A 20,294-nucleotide genomic window follows, 5' to 3' on the forward strand; every position below is an offset into this window, starting at 1 on the left:
TTTTCTATCTTCGGAATTTATCCAGAATGCTTAGAATCTTCTCAGGCAATGCGTGGACCTGTCGGGTCCGGCATTGTGCCTCACCCGCTACAAACAGTTTGTCCATGGTGTTCACATTTCGATGCCGTCACGGATGCGGCAATGATGCGACACAAGCGGGCTGAGGAAATATCGGAGCTATACTAAGAGTGTTGCCTCTGTGAGCACATCAAAGGAGAAGTGTATGACAACAACAATGAAACGAATCACTGCCGTTGTACTGGCGACCACGTTAGCTGTTGCACTGAGCGGCTGTTCTAACTGGTCTAAACGTGACCGCAACACCGCGATTGGCGCGGGCGCGGGCGCAATTGGTGGTTCAGTATTGACCAATGGTAGTGCACTCGGCACAGTCGGCGGTGCCGCTGTCGGTGGTATTATCGGTCATCAGGTCCACTAAGGACCTTATTAAAAGAATATTCGGCTACGCTAAGCATCTGCATGACAATCGGGCTACTCTGGTAGCCCGATTTTTTTTCAGCCGCCCGCCAGTTTGACCTTCATTCCTTTGGCTTCCAGCAGCGTTTTCAGCAAATCGCGTTTGTCGCCCTGAATCTCGATAACGCCCTCTTTTACCGAACCGCCACAGCCACACTTCTTTTTCAGTTCTGCCGCCAGCAGCGTCAGAGCCGCATCATCCAGGTCGACGCCGGTAATCAGGCAGACGCCTTTGCCCTTGCGTCCGCTGGTCTGACGCTGGATCCGCACAACACCATCCCCTTTTGGCCGCTCTGCTTTTGGCTCCGGCTGCATGATGCGCCCGCTGTCTGTTGAATAAACCAGTGGATTGTCATTTGCCATTATTGCGTCTCCAGACTGTCCAGGATCGCCTGCAGGGCAGCGGCGGGGTCGGCGGATTGCGTAATCGGACGCCCGATAACCATGTAATCTACCCCCGCCTGCTTCGCCTGCTGCGGTGTCATAATACGACGCTGATCGCCGGCATCGCTGCCTGCCGGACGAATTCCCGGCGTGACCAGCGCAAACTCCTTGCCCAACACCTGTTTGAAGCGAACCGCTTCATGTGCGGAACAGACCACACCATCCAGTCCGCACGACTGGGTCAGCTTCGCCAGTCGCTCTGCCTGTTCGGCAGGGGAAAGCGTAATGCCCAGCTCTCTGAGATCGTCTGCATCCATGCTGGTCAGCACGGTCACCGCAATCAACAGCGGCGCATCTTTACCGAAAGGAAGCAGCGCCTCACGCGCCGCGTTCATCATCCGCGCCCCGCCGCTGGCATGAACGTTGACCATCCAGACGCCAAGATCGGCAGCGGCAGCCACGGCATGCGCGGTGGTATTTGGAATATCGTGAAATTTAAGATCGAGGAACAGCTCAAAGCCGCGCTGCTGCAGAGTGTTAACCAGCGAGGGACCAAACAGCGTAAACATCTCTTTGCCCACTTTCAGGCGGCAACTGCGGGGATCGATCTGGTCGACGAAACGCAATGCGCTGTCGAGGTCATGATAATCCAGCGCTACCAGAATAGGCGAAGCGGTCACGTTGTGGGGTGAAGGCATGGCATTTCCTCTGCAGTAAGCACCCGCAGGCGCGATTGACAAACGGCAAGCATTCTACCTGCGGTGTCTGCCCATCACAATCGCCATTGCCCCTCTGCCTGGCAATAAGTGCACCTTTGCCAAATCCGGTTGATTGTCACTCGTATAGTATGTTGTAACTATTTAGGGCGTTATTTATTTGACCATAACGCCCGCTTTACTGGCCGTCGAGACCGCGAATCGGCTTCACTGAAGACCAGGTCCGGCAGGATGGACAGTGCCAGTAAAGTGCATGCGCGGTAAAGCCACATTTCTGACAGCGATAGCGTGGCTTGGTGCGAATCTGCTCACCCACCATGTCGCGCAGCACCATCAGACTCTCTTTGGCCCGGCCATCTTCTGCTTCACGCAGGTTTAAATCCATGAGGCGATGGAAAACACGCATCGTTGGATGGCGCTCAAGCTGACGACTGATGTAATTTTGTGCCGCTTCAGCGCCCTGCTGCTGCTCAAGGATGTCAGAAAGATAAAGTTCCGCTGCCGCGCCAGTGTTCTGTTCCACACAGCGCTGCAGAAAGTCTGCCCAGGCGTCAGGCTGATTGAGCTGCAGGAAACAGGTCTCCAGCATGCCCAGCGTTTCACTCACCAGCTCTTTATCCTGATCCAGCACGCGCTGCAGATGACCCACCGCTTTAGCGAAATCCTCTTTCTCCATCAGAATACGGCCCATCATGATAGAGATACGTGCGCTGTTGCGATCGGCCGCCTCCCCTTTCTTCAGCAGGCTCATCGCTCGCTCCAGGTCGTCGCTGCTCATCGCCTGCAGTGCGAGTTCACAGTAAAAGTGAGCGATTTCGCCTTTCTGCTTCTCTTTGCCGAGCTTAACCAGGCGTTCTGCGACTTCGATGGCCTGTTGCCAGTCACTGGTGGCCTGGTGAATCAGCAACAGCTGCTGCAGCGCCCCGATGCGAAAATCCGTTTCATCAGTAAGCTGCTTAAACATATCTTCTGCGCGGTCATATAAGCCCGCCGCCATATAGTCGCGACCCAACTGCTGAACGGCAAGCAGACGCTGCTCGTAGCTCAGGGAAGCACTTTCCATTAATGCCTGATGAATACGGATAGCGCGGTCAACTTCTCCGCGTGATCGGAAGAGGTTACCCAGCGTCAGATGTGCCTCAACCGTCCCGCTGTCCTCTTTTAGCATATCGAGGAACAGGTCAACGGCTTTGTCCTGCTGATTTGAGAGCAGGAAATTGACGCCCGCGACATATTCACGTGACAGCCGGTTGGCTTCCTGTTGCTTATCCTGATGCGCGCTGCGGCGGCCCATATACCAGCCATAGGCAGCCGCAACCGGCAGTAACAGAAACAGCAATTCATGCATTGAGGATTATTCCCGGCCAGCCGGAGAAGATGGCGTGGTCGCCAGGGCAGTGCTCTGCTCAATTTGCGTCTGCATACGCTTAATTTTCCGGTTGGCATTGGCCAGTGAAACACGGGTCCGTAACCAGAACAGCCCGCAGATGACCCAGCCAAGGACAAAACCTGCGCCAAACAGTGATGCCAGTAAGGTCGAGATGCTGAACTCACCCTGCGCCAGCAGATAGTTAAAAGTAATGACCTGATCGTTATGCGCGCCTAAGGTGACGGAAATGATAAAAATGACCAGTACCACTAAAAAAATCAGCAAATATTTCACAGTGCATCCTGTTGTGAGGTTATCAGGTAGAATTATGCCAAAACGGCGGCAAAAATGCTGCTCCCAGCAGCATCGGGCGAGTCGCTTTTGCGCAGGCCCGACTAATAATATGGGGTCTTAAGGGTGAATTACAATCAGGGCTCCCGCTGTGCCACCTCTTTTTGCTCTTCCGGCGGCAGCGTCAGCGGGCCACAGAAACGCTGTGCCAGCCATGTCGCCACGGTGACCAGCAACCAGGAGAGCACCGTAGCCATCGCCAGATCGCGTGGCCAGTGCATGCCCAGCAGCAGACGGCTTGCCATCACGCCCATCGCCCACAGAAAAATGACCACCACGGTTTTATAGTGTCGACGCGGCCAGAGCAGACCCAGTGCCAGCAGTGCCCAGCTGGCGGCAAACATGGTATGCCCTGACGGAAAAGCAAAGCCGGTTTCAAACGCCCAGTGTCGTTTCAGCCAGCCCGGAATCTGCGTCTCATCGGCAATCAATGACGTTACCATCTCACCACGCTGTTTTCGCTTCAGCTCGTAAAAAGTCTTCTCATCCAGCCCGTGATGCTGCTCCAGCCAGATCACATAGGGACGCGGCTCCTGAATCTGCTCTTTGATAAAGGATTTGGTGTATTGCCCCGCCAGAATGGTGGCGTTCATGATCAGCAGCAGCAGTATGGCGGGCTTCAGGCGAAAGCGCAGGCACCAGAGCATCCAGGCGCTCAGCAGCACGCTGGTGACAATACCCCACGGACTGGTGACGGTTTCCGTCATCCAGAAGAGACCTTTCAGCAGCGCATTGCTTTCATCTGGCTGCCAGCGCCAGCCAGTAAGCCAGACGGCAACCGGCATGATGAGCAGTAGCAGCATTCCAAAGGTGGTACGACGCGAAATCTTAAACATCTTCTTCCCTTATCCTGGCGTCAAATGACAACATTTGCATAACTTTAGCTTAAAAAAGAATAACATAACCGTTGCCGATTGGATAATTGTGCTTTATCACTGCAATTGGTCTCAGAGATTACCAGCCCGCTTCCGGGTTGTGGCACAATATTGCACGTTTGTCGGGCCACACTGGCCTGTGCGCTATCATGATGATAGCGCATCCTCTGAAGGTTCTGGAGAGTCACATGCAGCTTAAACGGGTGGCAGAAGCCAAACTGCCCACGCCATGGGGAGATTTCCTGATGGTTGGTTTTGAAGAATTGGCAACCGGACATGACCATGTTGCACTGGTCTTTGGCGATATTAATGACAACGAGCCGGTACTGGCGCGCGTTCACTCCGAATGCCTGACCGGCGATGCACTCTTCAGCCTGCGTTGCGACTGTGGTTTTCAGCTGGAAGCCGCGCTCAATGCCATCGCAGAAGAAGGGCGCGGCGTGCTGCTCTATCACCGTCAGGAAGGCCGTAACATTGGTCTGCTGAATAAGATCCGCGCCTATGCGTTGCAGGATAAAGGTTATGACACCGTAGAAGCGAACCATCAGCTTGGCTTTGCCGCCGATGAGCGCGACTTCACCCTGTGCGCAGATATGTTCAAACTGCTGGGCGTGAATGAAGTGCGCCTGCTGACCAACAATCCGCGCAAAGTGGAGATCCTCAGCGAAGCAGGAATCAACATCGTTGAACGTGTGCCGCTGGTCGTGGGACGTAATCCGAAGAATGCGCACTATCTGGATACAAAAGCGGAAAAGATGGGGCATCTGCTGCCGAAGTCATAGATAAGCTGAGCCTCACTGGCATCTGACCATTGAAGAAGCCTAATCTGAGAGAATCCTCAATCAATGGATTAGCTCAACGCGCAGGGTGCTCGGTCAGAAGAGGAAAGCGTCCCGCCGCCCGGAAAAAAACGCCGGGAGCGTTTTTGAACAACGCAACGCGTTGGCCCGTTTACGGGCGCATCTCATGGATGAGGTGCGTAATCGCGCAGGCCGAGCATGTCATGGACTGGCCTTAGCGTCTTTCCGATCTGACCGTGTTCCCTGTGCAGCCACGATATTAAAGCTTCTCATTAATGACTTTGTAAGCCACATAAAAAAGCCGGGTTTTCCCCGGCTTTTTTGTCAGTCCAGCATATTGCGGATAACATAGTGCAGGATGCCGTCATTGCGGTAATAGGTCAGCTCATTACCGGTATCGATGCGACAACGGGTGTCCAGCTCTTCTTTACTGCCGTCAGCACGGGTCAGCGTGACTTTCACGCTACAGCCTGGCGTGAGTGCCTGAAGATTTTCCACATCAATGCGCTCTTCACCGGTCAGCCCCAGGCTTTTACGCGTCACACCCTGCGGAAACTCCAGTGGCAGAATGCCCATCCCTATCAGATTGGAGCGGTGAATACGCTCAAACGATTCGGCAATGACGACCCTCACTCCCTGCAGACGTGGCCCTTTAGCGGCCCAGTCGCGGCTGGAGCCAGACCCATACTCTTTACCCGCAATGACCGCCAGCGGCACGCCTTCCGCCTGGTATTTCATTGCAGCATCATAGATAGCCAATTGTTCGCCACTTGGATAGTGTCGTGTGTAGCCACCTTCTACGCCTGGCACCATCTCATTGCGGATACGAATATTGGCGAATGTGCCACGCATCATCACCTCATGGTTACCGCGACGTGACCCATAGGAGTTAAAGTCGTTGCGCTCAACGCCGTGTGACAGCAAATAGCGTCCGGCGGGACTTTCCGCTTTAATGCTGCCCGCTGGCGAGATATGGTCCGTGGTGACAGAGTCGCCCAGCAGGGCGAGCACCCGCGCACCGCGAATATCCTGCACCGGCTTAGGCTCTTTCTCCATATCATCAAAGAACGGCGACAGACGGATGTATGTCGAGCCTTCATCCCAGTCATACGTTGCCGCTTCACTGACCCTGATCGCCTGCCACTCTGGCGTGCCATCAAAGACTTCGGCGTACTCTTTGTGGAACATATCACTGGTGACCTGCTGCACGGCTGTAGCGATCTCTTCGGGCGACGGCCAGATATCTTTCAGGTAGACCGGCTGGCCTTGCTGATCCTTGCCCAGCGGCTCCGTCTGCAGGTTGATCTTCATATTACCCGCCAGCGCGTAAGCCACCACCAGCGGCGGCGAAGCCAGCCAGTTGGTTTTAATCAGCGGATGAATACGGCCTTCAAAATTGCGGTTGCCGGATAAAACGGCACCGACTGTGAGATCGCCTGCTTTGATCGCAGACTCAATCTCATCTTTCAGCGGGCCGGAGTTACCGATACAGGTGGTGCAGCCGTAGCCCACCAGGTTAAAGCCCAATTCGTCGAGATATGAGGTCAGCTGCGCGACGGCCAGATAATCGGAAACCACTTTAGAACCGGGTGCCAGAGAAGCTTTGACCCACGGCTGACGTTTCAGCCCACGCTCTACCGCTTTCTTCGCCAGTAAACCGGCCGCCATCAGCACACTAGGGTTAGAGGTGTTGGTACAGGAGGTAATCGCACTGATCACCACCGCGCCATCAGTCAGTGTGTGAGTCAGGCCGGTGTCGCTATCGGTATACTCAACATTTTTATGCGGTTTTTGCGCCTGATTCACTTCCAGCTCGTTGCTGGCATCAAACGCAGCGGGCACATCACCCAGTGACACCCTGTCCTGCGGACGTTTTGGTCCGGCCAGGCTTGACTCCACCTCGTTCATATCCAGTGCCAGGGTACTGGTGAAACGGGGCTCGTCGCCGGGATTGCGCCACAGACCCTGCGCTTTGGCATACGCTTCCACTAAGGCCACCTGATCGGCATCACGTCCGGTCAGCGTCATATAGCTCAGCGTGACGTCATCAACCGGAAAGAATCCGCAGGTCGCGCCATACTCCGGTGCCATGTTAGCGATGGTCGCACGGTCGGCCAGCGGCAGATCGGCCAGGCCGTCACCGTAAAACTCAACGAATTTGCCGACAACGCCATGCTTACGCAGCATCTGAGTGACGGTCAGAACGAGGTCGGTTGCGGTAATGCCTGCGCGCAGTTTGCCGGTAAGTTTGAAACCTACGACATCCGGGATCAGCATCGAGACAGGCTGACCCAGCATAGCTGCTTCAGCTTCGATGCCCCCTACTCCCCATCCCAGCACGCCAAGCGCGTTAATCATGGTGGTGTGTGAATCGGTACCGACCAGCGTGTCGGGCCAGGCATACTCTTCGCCATTGAGGGTTTCATGCCAGATCGCCTTGCCGAGATATTCCAGGTTCACCTGATGACAAATGCCGGTTCCCGGCGGCACGACGCGGAATTTATCAAACGCTTTCTGACCCCAGCGAAGGAAAACGTAGCGCTCATGGTTGCGTTCCATCTCCAGCCTGACGTTCTCTTCAAAAGCGTCATCATCACCAAAGTGGTCAACGGTGACCGAGTGGTCGATAACCAGATCGACGGGCGACAGTGGATTCACTTTGGCGACATCGCCGCCCAGACGATTCACCGCTTCACGCATGGCCGCCAGGTCGACTACGGCCGGCACGCCGGTAAAATCCTGCATTAATACGCGGGCAGGCCGGTAGGCGATTTCGCGGTCTGCGTGAGCATCTTTCTGCCAGTCAACCAGCGCCTGGATGTCCTCTGTGGTGACAGAGTCGCCATCCTGCCAGCGCAGTAAGTTTTCCAGCAGAACTTTTAAAGATTTGGGCAGGCTATCGATGTTGCCGAGATGTTGAGCCGCGCGGGGAAGACTGAAGATGTGATATTTGTTGGTGTCGACCTGCAGTATTTCCTGACTTAGCTCGCGTAGGGTAGACGACATAGCTCCTCCTTTTCATTCATGGTCTTAAACCTTAGTGAGACAAAGGTTTATGTTAAAGATAGACCACAAATTCGTTAACGTTTTGATTACAACACAAATTGCTACAATCGCCGAAAACGAAAATGCCCCGTGAAAACACGAGGCATCAGAAAGAGGTGATTTAATTCAAATTACAGCGTTATCCACACCGCCGCAGACCAGAACGCAAAGGAGAAAGCATACGCGCTAAGCCAGGACATTTTAATAATATTCATTTGGTTCACTCCTTCGCCGGAATCGGGCGTAAAAGTTTTTGCGGTCGCCTGTCAATCGGCGACACCCTTTGGTCTTACAGGATGTGGAAAGGGGCATTTAAAAGCCCACCGGAAACACCGGTTATAAAAGAGCAGTGACGAATAGATGGTCTTACAACGTTATTTGTTTTTAGGGTCCAGAAACGACTCAATAAAAAGTCGCTGATTATCACTCAAGTCCCATGACTCGGGGATAGACACTTTTTCGTCCTTTGCAAGGGCTTCTTTTCCTTTGCAGGATACTGGCTTGTGCTGACCCGTGGTCAAAGAACGCTTATGACTGAGTGTATGTGCCCACATGGCTTTAGCCCCAGATACGCCAAATCATTAACGCTACAACCACCCAGAACAGCGCAGAGGCAGCGAATACGGTTAACCAGGCATTGCGACGGGTATTGCCAGTACGCTCAACCTTGGTGCTTTTTGCCGGGAAACCCGGTTGTACAGTCAGTCGTGTATTCATAGTTTTTGATAATCACTCTCAACAAAATGATTGATAACATCGATTAAGATTTAGGAGGAATCCTAAACGCGTTAAGGCCAAAAATCCAGTTATTTTTATTGAGTAAAACGATTAACGGTATTAATCAATAGGCTTCGGTAACGTAAGAAATCATTAACTCCTGAACGAATATTTAATTAAACAGACAACTAATAAATTTGAGTTAATTTAAAAACAGATCCACTTAAAACTAAAGGCGAATCTAAAGAACCTTATGTTTACTGGCTTCACACTTCAGCTCTTAACTGGAGTATGGGAATAATCCTGGCGAGTCGCAAAGTGACATAGTTAAAAGTGTGTTGTATTTCGCATTTAAGAAAGCCCAACCGGAAAACATGTGATCAATGTTTCATTTACAAAAAAATCATAAAAACTTTTGATTCTCATTTGGCGCTAAAGCCTGGCAACAAAAAAGGCTGCACCAGGCAGCCTTATGTTGTCGTGGAGAGCATCAACGCTATTTAAATGGCAGCTTAATGTCCTTAAACATCGCCTCAATGTCTTCGTTTGAACGCAGCGCCACAGCGGTATCTACCACGTCGCGGGTCAGGTGTGGCGCAAAACGCTGGATAAAATCATACATATAGCTGCGCAGGAAGGTGCTGCGGCGGAAACCAATCTTGGTGGTGCTGTTGGTAAAAATATCGGCGGCCTCAATACGAATCAGGTCAGGATCGGCCACCGGATCAACTGCCATACTGGCAATTACCCCCACACCCAGGCCTAAACGGACATAGGTTTTAATGACGTCGGCATCGGTAGCAGTGAAGACGATGCGGGGTGTTAATCCTGCCCGATTAAAGGCCGTATCAAGTTCTGAGCGCCCGGTAAAGCCAAAGGTGTAGGTCACCAGCGGATGTTCAGCCAGTTCTTCGATGCTCACCTGCCCTTTTCCAGCTAGCGGATGATCAGCCGTGACGACAATCGCGCGGTTCCAGTGGTAGCACGGCAGCATGATGAGATCGTCATAAAGATGCAGCGCTTCGGTGGCAATCGCAAAGTCCGCATTGCCCTTGGAAACCGCTTCGGCGATCTGGGTTGGAGAACCCTGATGCATATGTAAAGAGACGCGCGGATAGCGCTCGATAAATCCCTTGATCACGCCAGGCAGCGCGTAACGTGCCTGGGTATGCGTGGTGGCGACATAAAGCGAGCCTTTATCCGGCCAGGTATGCTCGCCGGCCACGGATTTGATCGCATCCACTTTGGAAAGGACTTCACGCGCTATACGGATAATCTCTTCGCCTGCAGGCGTCACCTGAGTGAGATGTTTACCGCTGCGGGCAAAAATTTGCACGCCCAGTTCATCTTCCAGCATACGCACCTGTTTGCTGATGCCGGGTTGAGAGGTGTAGAGACCTTCCGCTGTCGAAGAGACATTGAGATTATGGTTCACCACTTCGACGATATAGCGCAACTGCTGTAATTTCATATCTGTTCCATCCCGGTAAGTTACAGAGTCGCATCCCCGCTTGACGTATAGTCGCAAGGGTCAAGAAATGCTATGCATCAGGAAAGGTCGGAAATGCTATAACAACTATATCAGTTTAAGTGACAGAGTAGAACGGATTGATATAAGGCTCAGAAAAAGGCCAGCGAGCGCTGGCCAGAATGTGGTGTATTGTCACTATCAGTGGACAAATCGGGTAAGCACAGTGAGAAGAAGGCCAGCAAAGGCTGGCCTTTGAATTACTTTTTCGCTTCCTGCCACTTGCCATCTATATAGAAGGCGGACCAGCCGGTTGCCTTACCCTCTTTTTCAGAGGAGACATACTGCTGTTTGGTTTTGCGGCTGAAGCGTACCAGCGTTTTATTGCCTTCCGGATCGGCTACTGGCGCGTCGGCCAGATATTTGAGCTTCTCAGGCAGACGATCTTTGAAGCGCTGAAGCTCCTCCACCAGCGGTGCACGCGTTTCGCGTGATTTCGGGAAGGTGTTGGCCGCAAGGAAAACGCCCGCTGCGCCGTCACGCAACACGAAGTAAGCATCGGACTTCTCACACGCCAGCTCTGGCAGTGGAACCGGATCTTCTTTCGGCGGTGCAACTTCACCACTGCGCAGAATCTTGCGGGTGTTTTTGCACTCTTCGTTGGTACACGCCATGTACTTACCAAAGCGTCCCATTTTCAGGTGCATCTCCGAACCACACTTCTCGCACTCAACTATCGGGCCGTCATAGCCTTTAATGCGGAATTCGCCCTTCTCGATTTCGTAACCGTCACACTCCGGGTTATTACCACAAACGTGCAGTTTACGTTCGTTGTCGATCAGATAGCTGTCCATCGCGGTGCCACACTTCTGGCAGCGTCGACGGGCACGCAGGGCGTTAGTTTCAGCATCGTCGCCTTCCAGAATATTGAGGACTTCATTTTCCGGAATCAGGTTGATGGTCTGTTTGCAGCGCTCTTTAGGCGGCAGCGCATAGCCGGAACAGCCCAGAAAAACACCGGTACTGGCGGTACGGATTCCCATCTGACGGCTGCAGGTCGGACACTCAATTGAGGTCAGCACCATCTGGTTGGGTTGCATACCACCCTCTTCAGGATCTTTCTCAGCCAGTTCAAGCTGCTGAGTAAAGTCGGCGAAGAAGTGATCGAGAACCGCTTTCCATTGCGCCTCGTTATTGGCCACCTGGTCGAGGTTGCTCTCCATGCGGGCGGTGAAATCATAATTCATCAGTTCGCGGAAGTTCTCTTCCAGACGATCGGTGACGATTTCACCCATTTTTTCCGCATAGAAGCGGCGGTTTTCTACCCGCACGTAGCCACGATCCTGAATGGTCGAGGTAATGGCCGCATAAGTGGATGGACGACCAATGCCGCGCTTCTCAAGTTCACGCACCAGTGACGCTTCGCTGAAGCGCGCCGGTGGCTTGGTGAAGTGCTGACCCGGAAGAAGCTGTTGCAGATCCAGAACATCACCCACGCTGACGGCAGGCAATGTACGATCTTCATCATTCTTACGCAGCGCTGGCATGACTTTGGTCCAGCCATCGAAACGCAGAATACGGCCTTTTGCTTTGAGTTTAAATTCACCCGCCGCCGCTGTAATGGTGCTGGAGTCATATTTTGCTGGTGTCATCTGACAGGCAACAAACTGACGCCAGATCAGCTGATAGAGTTTCTGCGCATCCGCTTCCATATCCTTCAGCTTTTCCGCCACCACTTCCACATCAGATGGACGAATCGCTTCGTGCGCTTCCTGGGAGTTCTCTTTGCTGGCGTAAGTAATGGCGTTTTCAGGCAGATACTTTTTGCCAAAATTACTTTCGATATAGCCACGCGCCATGGCGACTGCATCCTGACTCAGGTTGGTCGAGTCGGTACGCATATAAGTGATGTGACCGGCTTCGTACAGGCGCTGAGCCATCATCATCGTTTTCTTCACGCCAAAGCCCAGACGCGTACTGGCAGCCTGCTGCAGTGTGGAGGTAATGTAAGGTGCGCCCGGCTTGCTGCTGGTCGGCTTATCTTCGCGGTCAATGATCTCATAGCGCGCTTTTTCCAGCAGCGCTACCGCGGCATAGGTCTCGTCGCGATTGACCGGACGGAAGGCTTTATCACCTTTGTGCGTCACGTCCATCGACAGCTCATCGCCTTTTGGCGTAGTCAGTGCGGCATTAACTTCCCAGTACTCTTCGGGAACAAAGGCTTTGATTTCACGTTCACGTTCCACCACCAGGCGAACCGCAACAGATTGCACACGTCCGGCCGAGAGACCACGGGCGATTTTTTTCCACAGCAGTGGCGAGACCATATAGCCCACCACGCGGTCCATGAAACGACGCGCCTGCTGAGCATTTACCCGATCGATATTCAGTTCGCCCGGCTTTTCAAATGCCTGACGAATCGCATTTTTGGTGATTTCATTAAAGACCACGCGGCTGAAACGCGAGTCATCTCCACCGATTACTTCACGCAGGTGCCAGGCGATGGCTTCCCCTTCGCGGTCAAGGTCGGTTGCGAGATAGATGTGGTCAGCATTGGCGGCTAACGCCTTCAGTTCAGCAACCACTTTCTCTTTGCCGGGCAGAATCTGATAATCCGCTTCCCAGCCGTGATAAGGGTCTACACCCATGCGGCTGACGAGTGCAGCTTTCTCATCTTTTTTTACTTTTTTAACTTTCTTGTCAGTTGAAGCGTCGTTGACTTTCTTATCTGTCGAAGCGTCAGCACTCTTCTTCGCGGTTGAACCACTGGTCGGCAGATCCCGGATATGACCTACGCTGGATTTAACCACGTAGTCACTACCCAGGTATTTATTGATTGTTTTAGCCTTTGCCGGGGACTCAACAATAACGAGTGCTTTACCCATATTTACCTTTACCTAATGAAAACATCCTGCTTAACGGGAGAGGATTGGATGCCCAAAAACCCAGTGGGTTCAATATTGCTGCGCCTGTTTAACATTTCAAGGCGGAGGGGTCAATCTCAGATCAGATGATGTAGCATGATGCAACTGCATGATAAAGCGTACTTTTTCCATCTGAACTCTTCGCACATCCTGGTGCAAAATCCCTGAAATCGGAATCGCCCACACTCTACCTGATAAAATCTGTTACGCAACTTAATTAGCACTCAGCCCGAACTTACGCCAGGTTTTCATCGTTCAGACCGATTTGTCATAGCGCGTGACAGGCCAGTAATATAGAAAGGATTTGGATGCTGTCAAAAAGGAGCGAATATATGCAGAGATCGACTCAGGCTATTTCCCGCCAGGCATTGCTGGAAAAGGCCAATGCGCTGATTAAAGAACATGATGATTATTTAGCAGGCATGCAGGCGGATGAGGTGATTCAGCAGGCGGATGTACTGGTCTTTCGCGGACCCTTCTTTCTTGATGCGGATGGACTGCCGACCACGAAAACCACGGCAGTGTTTAACGTCTTCAAATACCTTGCTGTGGAGCTGTCGCCGCGCTATCACCTGGAATAAAAAACCCGGCACAGGCCGGGTTTCGCATCAGAGCAGTGGCTTTTCGCCGCGCTGCCAGAGTTTCAGCAGCAACCGCTCAGCCACCGAGCCGGCGCTCTGGGTAAAACGGTCCATCATTTTACGACGGCGGGCGTAATGCACGCCAAGTACGCTGAATTGATCCATCTGACGGATGATCAGGTCATCGCTGGTGCCGATTTCGTCAATCAGGCCGAGATCCAGCGCCTGTCGACCATACCAGTGCTCACCGGTTGCTACCCGATCGATGTCGAGCGACGGGCGCATCTGGTGAACAAACTGCTTGAACAGCAGGTGCGTTTCATCAAGATCTTCCTGAAACTTCTCGCGCCCTTCGTCGGTATTCTCACCAAACAGCGTCAGCGTGCGCTTGTACTGTCCGGCGGTATGCAACTCAACGTCAATATCGTTACGCTTCAGCAGGCGGTTGAAGTTAGGGATTTGCGCAACCACGCCGATGGAGCCAATGATCGAGAACGGTGCGGCCACAATGCGATCGGCCACGCAGGCCATCATGTAGCCCCCGCTGGCTGCCACTTTATCTACGGCTGCCGTGATGCGCAGACCCGCATCGCGCAGACGCTGCAGCTGCGATGCTGCCAGGCCATAGCCATGCACCACGCCGCCCGGGCTTTCCAGGCGCAGCAGCACTTCGTCGCCAGGCTGCCTGACCGCCAGCACAGCTGAAATTTCTTCACGCAGTGAGCTCACCTCACCGGCATCCATGCTGCCTTTAAAATCGAGTACGTAGAGCGTGGGCTTAATGCTGTCTGTCTGTCCCTGCTTTGCCGCCTGTTTTTCCGCTTTGGCTTTCAGCTTTTCACTTTTTTTATGATTTTTCAGCCAGACTTTTTGCGCCTGCGGCTTCATTTTTGCCAGCTGCAAATCCTCTTTCATCTGCTGATAGTCATCACTCAGATGGGTCAGACGAAGCTGACCATTTTGTGCCCGTTTGCGTAACGCGGCATTCATGATAATCATGACAATCGCAGCGACGGCAACCACAAGTGTCACCGCTTTCGCTAAAAACAGTCCATACGTTGAAATAAAATCCATCAGGTCGCCTTCACAAAAGAATAAAAAACAATTCGCCAGTTTAGCCGTTTTACCCTGCTCCGTCGCCTGAAATGCCAGCAGCCGGCACAGAATGGGTGGTCTGGCGATTGCGCCCATTCGTAAATTCAGGCATAAAGCGGAATCATGCTGTTTTCGCTGGAGGACCCCGCTGTGTATTATCAACCAAAAAGCGACCTGCTCAATCACCGTATTATCCTGGTCACGGGTGCTTCAGATGGCATTGGCCGGGAAGCGGCGCTGACGTATGCCCGTTATGGCGCTGAAGTGATCCTGATGGGCCGTAACCCTCAGAAGCTTCAGCAGGTCAAAGAGGCAATCGATCAACTTAATAAATGTGCTGCTCATACCGTCGTGTTTGATCTGGCTGAAGCGACACCGGAACGTTGCCATCAGATAGCAGAACAGCTGTCACAGCAGTTTCCTCGCCTTGATGGCGTGCTGCACAATGCCGGTATCCTTGGTGAAATCGTTCCGCTGGCGGAACTCGACCCTCAGATCTGGCAACAGGTAATGAACATCAACCTGGACGCCACCTTCTTCCTGACCCAGGCGCTGTTGCCGCTGTTGTTAAAATCAGATGCCGGTTCACTGGTGTTTACCACCTCCAGCGTTGGCCGTACCGGTCGCGCGGGCTGGGGCGCTTACGCCGTCTCTAAATTTGCTACCGAAGGAATGATGCAGGTACTCGCCGATGAGTATAAAACGCAGGCATTGCGGGTGAACTGCATTAATCCGGGCGGGACGCGGACCAAAATGCGCGCCAGCGCCTTCCCGCAGGAAGATGCTAACAAGCTGAAAACACCTGCCGATCTGATGCCGCTCTACCTTTATCTGATGGGTGATGACAGCCGGCGCAAAACCGGTATCAGCTTTGATGCGCAGCCGGGCAGAAAACCCGGAGCCGCAGAGTAATGGCTGACGATCGTCATCAGCAGCGTCAGCAGCGGCTAAAGGAGCAGGTTGATGCGCGGATTGCGGCAGCCACCGAGGTGCGTGGCATCCTGATGGTGTTTACCGGCAATGGCAAAGGTAAAACCACCGCAGCTTTTGGCACCGCCCTGCGCGCCACCGGACACGGTAAGCGCGCAGCGGCTGTCCAGTTCATTAAAGGGGACTGGCCGAATGGTGAGCGTATCCTGCTGGAACAGCATGGTGTAGAGTTCCAGGTGATGGCAACGGGTTTCACATGGGATACGCAGAACCGCGAAACGGACACCGCCGCCTGTCTGGCCGTGTGGCAGCATGCAAAACGGATGCTGGCCGATACGCAGCTCGACCTGGTCGTGCTGGACGAAATAACCTATATGGTCAGCATGGATTATCTGCCGCTGGACGACCTGATTATCGCTCTGCAACAGCGCCCTGCGCATCAGAGCGTAATCATTACCGGACGTGGCTGTCATCGTCGCCTGACCGAAATGGCAGATACAGTGACGGAGATGCGGCCGGTGAAGCACGCTTTTGATGCCGGTATTCAGGCTCAGCAGGGAATTGACTGGTAATATAAAAAGAAAACGCAGCCCTGGGGCTGCGTTTTTAGCGATCGGGCAACGATATTAACCAGCGTTACGTTTGCTGCCCGGATTGCGGCGTGGCGCACGTGGCGTGCTGCTCACTTTACTGTGGCGTTTCACCGCACGACGGATCTGGTTTGCTTTGGTGCGCCGACGATCTTTCTCAACGACCAGTTTGGTCACCGTCTCATCATCCATCTCCACCAGGTTGCGCAGATAGTTCACCGCCGGCAGATCCAGCTCCGTCCAGCCGCCGCGCGGCAGGCCTTTCGGTAAGGTAATGTCGCCATAGCGAACGCGCATCAGACGGCTGACCTGTACACCAACCGCCTCCCATAAACGACGCACCTCACGGTTACGTCCTTCCGTCAGAGTGACGTTGTACCACTGGTTAATGCCTTCTCCGCCACCAAACTTCAGGGTTTTAAACGCAGCCGGACCATCTTCCAGCTGAACGCCCTTGCTCAGCTGACGAATTTTATCGTCGTCTACCTGACCAAACACGCGCACCGCATACTCACGTTCCACTTCACGGCTCGGATGCATCAGGCGGTTCGCCAGTTCACCGTCGGTGGTGAAGAGCATCAGACCACAGGTATTCACATCCAGACGGCCAACGGCAATCCAGCGTGAACCGCGCAGGCGAGGCAGGCGGTCAAACACCGTCGGGCGGCCTTCAGGATCGCTGCGGGTACAGAGTTCGCCTTCAGGTTTGTAGTAAGCCAGCACGCGGCAGACTTCGGTTGCTGATTCAGCAATCGATACCAGATGGCCATCAATACGGATTTTCAGGGATTTACTGCTTTCGACGCGGTCGCCCAGGGTGGCGATCTTGCCGTCAACGCTGACACGGCCGGCAGCAATCATTGATTCGATTTCACGACGCGAGCCATGACCGGCACGCGCTAAGACTTTCTGTAACTTTTCGCTCATTGAGCTTCCTCTTTGTCGCCTTCCCAGGCGTCATGACTAGGTGATAATCCCTTCTAAATCAACAGGTTAACTTAGTAAGTTTGCCCCATTATACAGGCATTTAACGCTGATGTAACGCGCTTTATGAATGGTCGAATAGTAATAAAGAAAGGTTAACCTCTGATAGTTTGAGATCTGATAATTCTTAATACTGAATAAAATAATACCCGTCCGAATGATAAGAAAATATGTTTAATAAAGCGTATGCTTCGAAAACTTTATAGCTGAAGACAATTAAATTTTCTAACCACTCTCTTTTCATCAACGCGATGTTCTGAGGGTAAAAATCTTAACGCAATCTTACACTTCCATCATTTTGATCTGCCTTTTTATCCTCCATGAATAATATTAAAGTCAGCATAAAATGCTGGTTAACTGAATTTATCCATTCCGTATGCACTGCAAAAATAAAAATATAAGATTATTCTTAATGAAAATTCGTTTAAAACCTTATTTTCCATGACATTTGATTGTCATTAGCTTTAATAAATTGTACGACATTATTAAGCTGATACACTTTATCCCAGCAGCATAATAAAAAAGCAAAGCACGCGATAAAGCGTTCTTGCGACATTTAAGCCTTGCTTAATTCATTCGTTAATAAAAATAGTGTTTTTACATTAATCCAATAAACCGGCGCATCCGGAGTTGTTGCGTTAATACGGTTCAGTGATGAACCTTGCTTGCATGTCAAAAATCTTCACCAGGGATTTCCCGACATGCCTGAATAAAGAAAACCATCATGAAAAACCTGTTTCTGTGCCCGGTGCTAGCTGCACTGGTCCTGAGCGGGTGCTCTGTGGGCCATACTGAGTACAGTCGTACAGCGATGCAGCACGTAGATATGAGCGTGACGGGCATTCCGACGATCCTCGGTCTGGGTACACTGGGCACCAGCATTCCTCTGACGCCTGAATACAGCCTTACAGCTGCGCACGTGGCGAAAACCGCCGTGCAGCGTGTGAAGTCTTATCATCCTTATTGCGACCTTGCGATTATTTATCACAAGAATGATGCCAGCACGCTGACTAAGTTCCGCAGCAGCGACATCGGCGATCCGGTTAAAATGTATGGCTACAGCTTTATTTCAGCGATGCCGGTTGAATCGTCCGGGGTTAATTTAGCCCGCACGGCTATTCGGAATAAATGGAATAAAAGTCCCTGCTTAGCGATGGCCTCGAACGCGGGCGTCGTTCAGGGAATGTCTGGCGGTGGCGTTTATAATCGGGATGATACGCTGGGCGGCGTTATTGTTGGCTATTCTGACTCGATTAAGAACGGGCGTAATAACAAAGTGATCCTGAAAGATGTATCACTTTATATTCCTTACGGTCAGTTTAAGAACTGGTTAGAGTCGAATCTGGCCCAGACACCGACGCACGGTGTCTGAAGCCCGACGTAATTACAGGAACGGGCGGGTATCGCCCACGCCTTCACGCACAATTTCCGGCGAATCGGTGGTCAGATCGACCACCGTGGTCGGCTGCTGACCCAGCGTACCGCCGTCGATGATCAGATCGACCAGCTTACCAATGCTGTGCTGGATCTCTTCCGGGTCTGACTCGGTAAAATCGTTGCCTGGCAGAATCAATGAGGTCGACATCATCGGCTGATTCAGCGCTTCCAGCAGCGCCAGCGCCACCGGATTGGAGGGCACACGCAGACCAATGGTCTTACGCTTTTCATTCATCAGGCGGCGCGGCACTTCTTTGGTCGCCTTGAGAATAAAGGTGTAGTTGCCTGGCGTGTTGTTTTTCAGCAGGCGAAAAGCCGAGTTACCGACCTGCGAATAGACCGACAGCTCTGAAAGATCCCGGCACATCAGAGTGAAGTTGTGGTGCCCGTCGAGCTGACGGATACGGCAGATGCGCTCCATCGCGCCCTTCTCCTCCAGCCGACAGCCCAGTGCATAGCCGGAGTCGGTAGGATAGACAATGACGCTGCCTTTGTTCAGGTACTCGACCGCCTGGTTAATCAGCCGTGGCTGGGGATTGTCCGGATGAATGTGAAACAATTGACTCATAGAAACCTCGTGTCACCTTTCCGTGATTGTCAGGCCGGGCGCGAGAGCCGGGAAGCGTTCCCAGACCGGCTCAACCGCTGCGGGCAGCCAGAGTTTACGGCCCAGTTCAATCCACGGGCAGGGTTGATGAAAATCAGAACCTTGTGATGCGGCCAGTTCATTATCTCTGGCATATTGTGCCAGCGTTGTACGCTCATTGGGTGCTTGCTGGCACTGCGCAACTTCCATCGCGTCGCCGCCCGCCTCGCGGAAATGGGCGACCAGCCGTTTGAGCCACTTCGCCGATAACCCATATCGGCCAGGATGCGCCAGCACAGCACACCCACCAGAATGATGAATTGCATCAATGGCTTGTTTAATTGTACACCATTGTGGCGGCACGTAGCCGGTTTTGCCACGCGCCAGATAATTTTTGAATACCTGTACCATGTTGTCGGCTTTGCCCTGCTCAATCAGGAAGCGGGCAAAGTGACCACGGGTAATGATACCGCCATCAGCCAGACGCATCGCACCTGCCAGCGCATCCGGAATCCGTGCTTTCGCGAGTCGCTCACCAATCTCTTGCGCCCGCGTCCGGCGGCAGTCATGTTGTCCGGCCAGAAACGTCACCATGGCCGGATGGTGAATATCAATGTCCAGGCCGACGATGTGAATCTCATGGTTCTCCCACAGCGTGGAGATCTCTGCCCCAGCCAGCACTTTTATCGGTAAATCGTGGTCGCGTGCCGTCTGCTGCGCTTCTTCCACCCCTGCAACGCTGTCGTGATCGGTGATCGCCAGTACGCCCACGCGCATCTCAACGGCTCGCTGCACCAGCTCTGCTGGCGTCAGTAAGCCATCGGAGGCGCGCGTGTGGCTGTGTAAATCATAAACCGGGAAACGGGCGATATCGCTCAAGAGAACTCCTGCTAAAACTAAACCGGCCAGCATGATAACGATTTTCATGGTCAGTGAAAAAGTGTATTGACATTTACGCCATGAAC

Annotated in this window: 19 protein-coding genes; 6 read left to right on the forward strand and 13 right to left on the reverse strand. The window is 52.8% G+C overall.

The genetic code is table 11. The annotated features are described in order from the left end of the window. Positions 1-223 precede the first annotated feature (223 nt). The gene (osmB, locus tag F3I44_RS07825; protein ID WP_003853848.1) at positions 224-439 is read left to right on the forward strand and encodes an osmotically-inducible lipoprotein OsmB; all 216 of its coding nucleotides are present in this window, start codon (positions 224-226) and stop codon (positions 437-439) included. A gap of 77 nt (positions 440-516) precedes the next feature. On the opposite strand, the gene yciH is transcribed toward osmB, so the two are convergent. The 5 genes from yciH to pgpB form a co-directional block, all read right to left on the reverse strand. Beyond that, entirely contained in the window at positions 517-840 is a 324-nt protein-coding gene (gene yciH, locus F3I44_RS07830) for a stress response translation initiation inhibitor YciH (protein ID WP_150010306.1), read from the reverse strand. Beyond that, entirely contained in the window at positions 840-1,559 is a 720-nt protein-coding gene (pyrF, locus tag F3I44_RS07835) for an orotidine-5'-phosphate decarboxylase (protein ID WP_190285917.1), read from the reverse strand. The genes yciH and pyrF overlap by 1 nt, the downstream gene beginning before the upstream one ends. A 196-nt stretch (positions 1,560-1,755) precedes the next feature. After that, positions 1,756-2,925 carry a lipopolysaccharide assembly protein LapB gene (gene lapB / locus F3I44_RS07840; RefSeq protein WP_150010308.1) on the reverse strand — a complete coding sequence of 390 codons (1,170 nt, stop codon included), beginning with the start codon at positions 2,923-2,925 and terminating at the stop codon, positions 1,756-1,758. 6 nt (positions 2,926-2,931) lie between these two features. Beyond that, the gene (locus tag F3I44_RS07845) at positions 2,932-3,240 is read right to left on the reverse strand and encodes a LapA family protein (protein WP_013358009.1); all 309 of its coding nucleotides are present in this window, start codon (positions 3,238-3,240) and stop codon (positions 2,932-2,934) included. Between the two features lie 134 nt (positions 3,241-3,374). Continuing rightward, positions 3,375-4,133, reverse strand: coding sequence for a phosphatidylglycerophosphatase B (pgpB, locus tag F3I44_RS07850; RefSeq protein ID WP_150010310.1), 759 nt, complete (start codon positions 4,131-4,133; stop codon positions 3,375-3,377). A 227-nt stretch (positions 4,134-4,360) separates the two neighbouring features. Here pgpB and ribA point away from each other — a divergent pair, with 227 nt between their 5' ends. Then, entirely contained in the window at positions 4,361-4,954 is a 594-nt protein-coding gene (ribA, locus tag F3I44_RS07855) for a GTP cyclohydrolase II (protein ID WP_033783243.1), read from the forward strand. Positions 4,955-5,296: 342 nt separating this feature from the next. Here ribA and acnA read toward each other — a convergent pair whose 3' ends face one another. The 4 genes from acnA to topA all read right to left on the reverse strand — a co-directional run bounded on the left by acnA (position 5,297) and on the right by topA (position 13,087). After that, a complete protein-coding gene (gene acnA / locus F3I44_RS07865) occupies positions 5,297-7,978 on the reverse strand; it encodes an aconitate hydratase AcnA (RefSeq protein ID WP_150010314.1) in 2,682 nt (893 codons plus the stop codon). A 597-nt stretch (positions 7,979-8,575) separates the two neighbouring features. Continuing rightward, entirely contained in the window at positions 8,576-8,734 is a 159-nt protein-coding gene (locus F3I44_RS07875; RefSeq protein ID WP_003853864.1) for a YmiA family putative membrane protein, read from the reverse strand. A gap of 496 nt (positions 8,735-9,230) precedes the next feature. After that, complete coding sequence (gene cysB, locus F3I44_RS07880) at positions 9,231-10,205, reverse strand: HTH-type transcriptional regulator CysB (RefSeq protein ID WP_150010316.1); 975 nt, start codon at positions 10,203-10,205, stop codon at positions 9,231-9,233. A gap of 257 nt (positions 10,206-10,462) precedes the next feature. After that, positions 10,463-13,087 carry a type I DNA topoisomerase gene (gene topA / locus F3I44_RS07885; protein ID WP_150010318.1) on the reverse strand — a complete coding sequence of 875 codons (2,625 nt, stop codon included), beginning with the start codon at positions 13,085-13,087 and terminating at the stop codon, positions 10,463-10,465. A gap of 371 nt (positions 13,088-13,458) precedes the next feature. Between topA and F3I44_RS07890 the strand changes: the two genes are divergently transcribed. Next, complete coding sequence (locus F3I44_RS07890; RefSeq protein WP_150015109.1) at positions 13,459-13,707, forward strand: YciN family protein; 249 nt, start codon at positions 13,459-13,461, stop codon at positions 13,705-13,707. A gap of 27 nt (positions 13,708-13,734) precedes the next feature. On the opposite strand, the gene sohB is transcribed toward F3I44_RS07890, so the two are convergent. Beyond that, the gene (gene sohB / locus F3I44_RS07895; RefSeq protein ID WP_150015111.1) at positions 13,735-14,781 is read right to left on the reverse strand and encodes a protease SohB; all 1,047 of its coding nucleotides are present in this window, start codon (positions 14,779-14,781) and stop codon (positions 13,735-13,737) included. A gap of 171 nt (positions 14,782-14,952) precedes the next feature. Between sohB and F3I44_RS07900 the strand changes: the two genes are divergently transcribed. Then, complete coding sequence (locus F3I44_RS07900; RefSeq protein ID WP_150015113.1) at positions 14,953-15,714, forward strand: YciK family oxidoreductase; 762 nt, start codon at positions 14,953-14,955, stop codon at positions 15,712-15,714. Continuing rightward, positions 15,714-16,304, forward strand: a complete 591-nt coding sequence (cobO, locus tag F3I44_RS07905; protein ID WP_150015115.1) for a cob(I)yrinic acid a,c-diamide adenosyltransferase — start codon at positions 15,714-15,716, stop codon at positions 16,302-16,304. Before F3I44_RS07900 ends, cobO begins: the two co-directional genes overlap by 1 nt. Positions 16,305-16,358: 54 nt before the next feature. Here the strand turns inward: cobO and rluB are convergent, their stop codons facing one another. Next, a complete protein-coding gene (gene rluB / locus F3I44_RS07910; protein WP_150015117.1) occupies positions 16,359-17,249 on the reverse strand; it encodes a 23S rRNA pseudouridine(2605) synthase RluB in 891 nt (296 codons plus the stop codon). A 781-nt stretch (positions 17,250-18,030) separates the two neighbouring features. On the opposite strand from rluB, the gene F3I44_RS07915 reads away from it, so the two are divergent. Next, complete coding sequence (locus tag F3I44_RS07915; protein ID WP_150015119.1) at positions 18,031-18,678, forward strand: serine protease; 648 nt, start codon at positions 18,031-18,033, stop codon at positions 18,676-18,678. Positions 18,679-18,690: 12 nt separating this feature from the next. Here the strand turns inward: F3I44_RS07915 and F3I44_RS07920 are convergent, their stop codons facing one another. After that, on the reverse strand, positions 18,691-19,311 hold the full coding sequence (locus tag F3I44_RS07920) for an L-threonylcarbamoyladenylate synthase (protein WP_150015121.1): 621 nt from the start codon (positions 19,309-19,311) through the stop codon (positions 18,691-18,693). 12 nt (positions 19,312-19,323) lie between these two features. Beyond that, positions 19,324-20,241: a PHP domain-containing protein gene (locus tag F3I44_RS07925; RefSeq protein ID WP_190285974.1), complete on the reverse strand. Its 918-nt coding sequence runs from the start codon at positions 20,239-20,241 to the stop codon at positions 19,324-19,326. Positions 20,242-20,294 lie beyond the last annotated feature (53 nt).

It is taken from the genome of Pantoea sp. F_5, assembly GCF_008631595.1.
GTDB classification, from domain to species: domain Bacteria; phylum Pseudomonadota; class Gammaproteobacteria; order Enterobacterales; family Enterobacteriaceae; genus Pantoea; species Pantoea gossypiicola.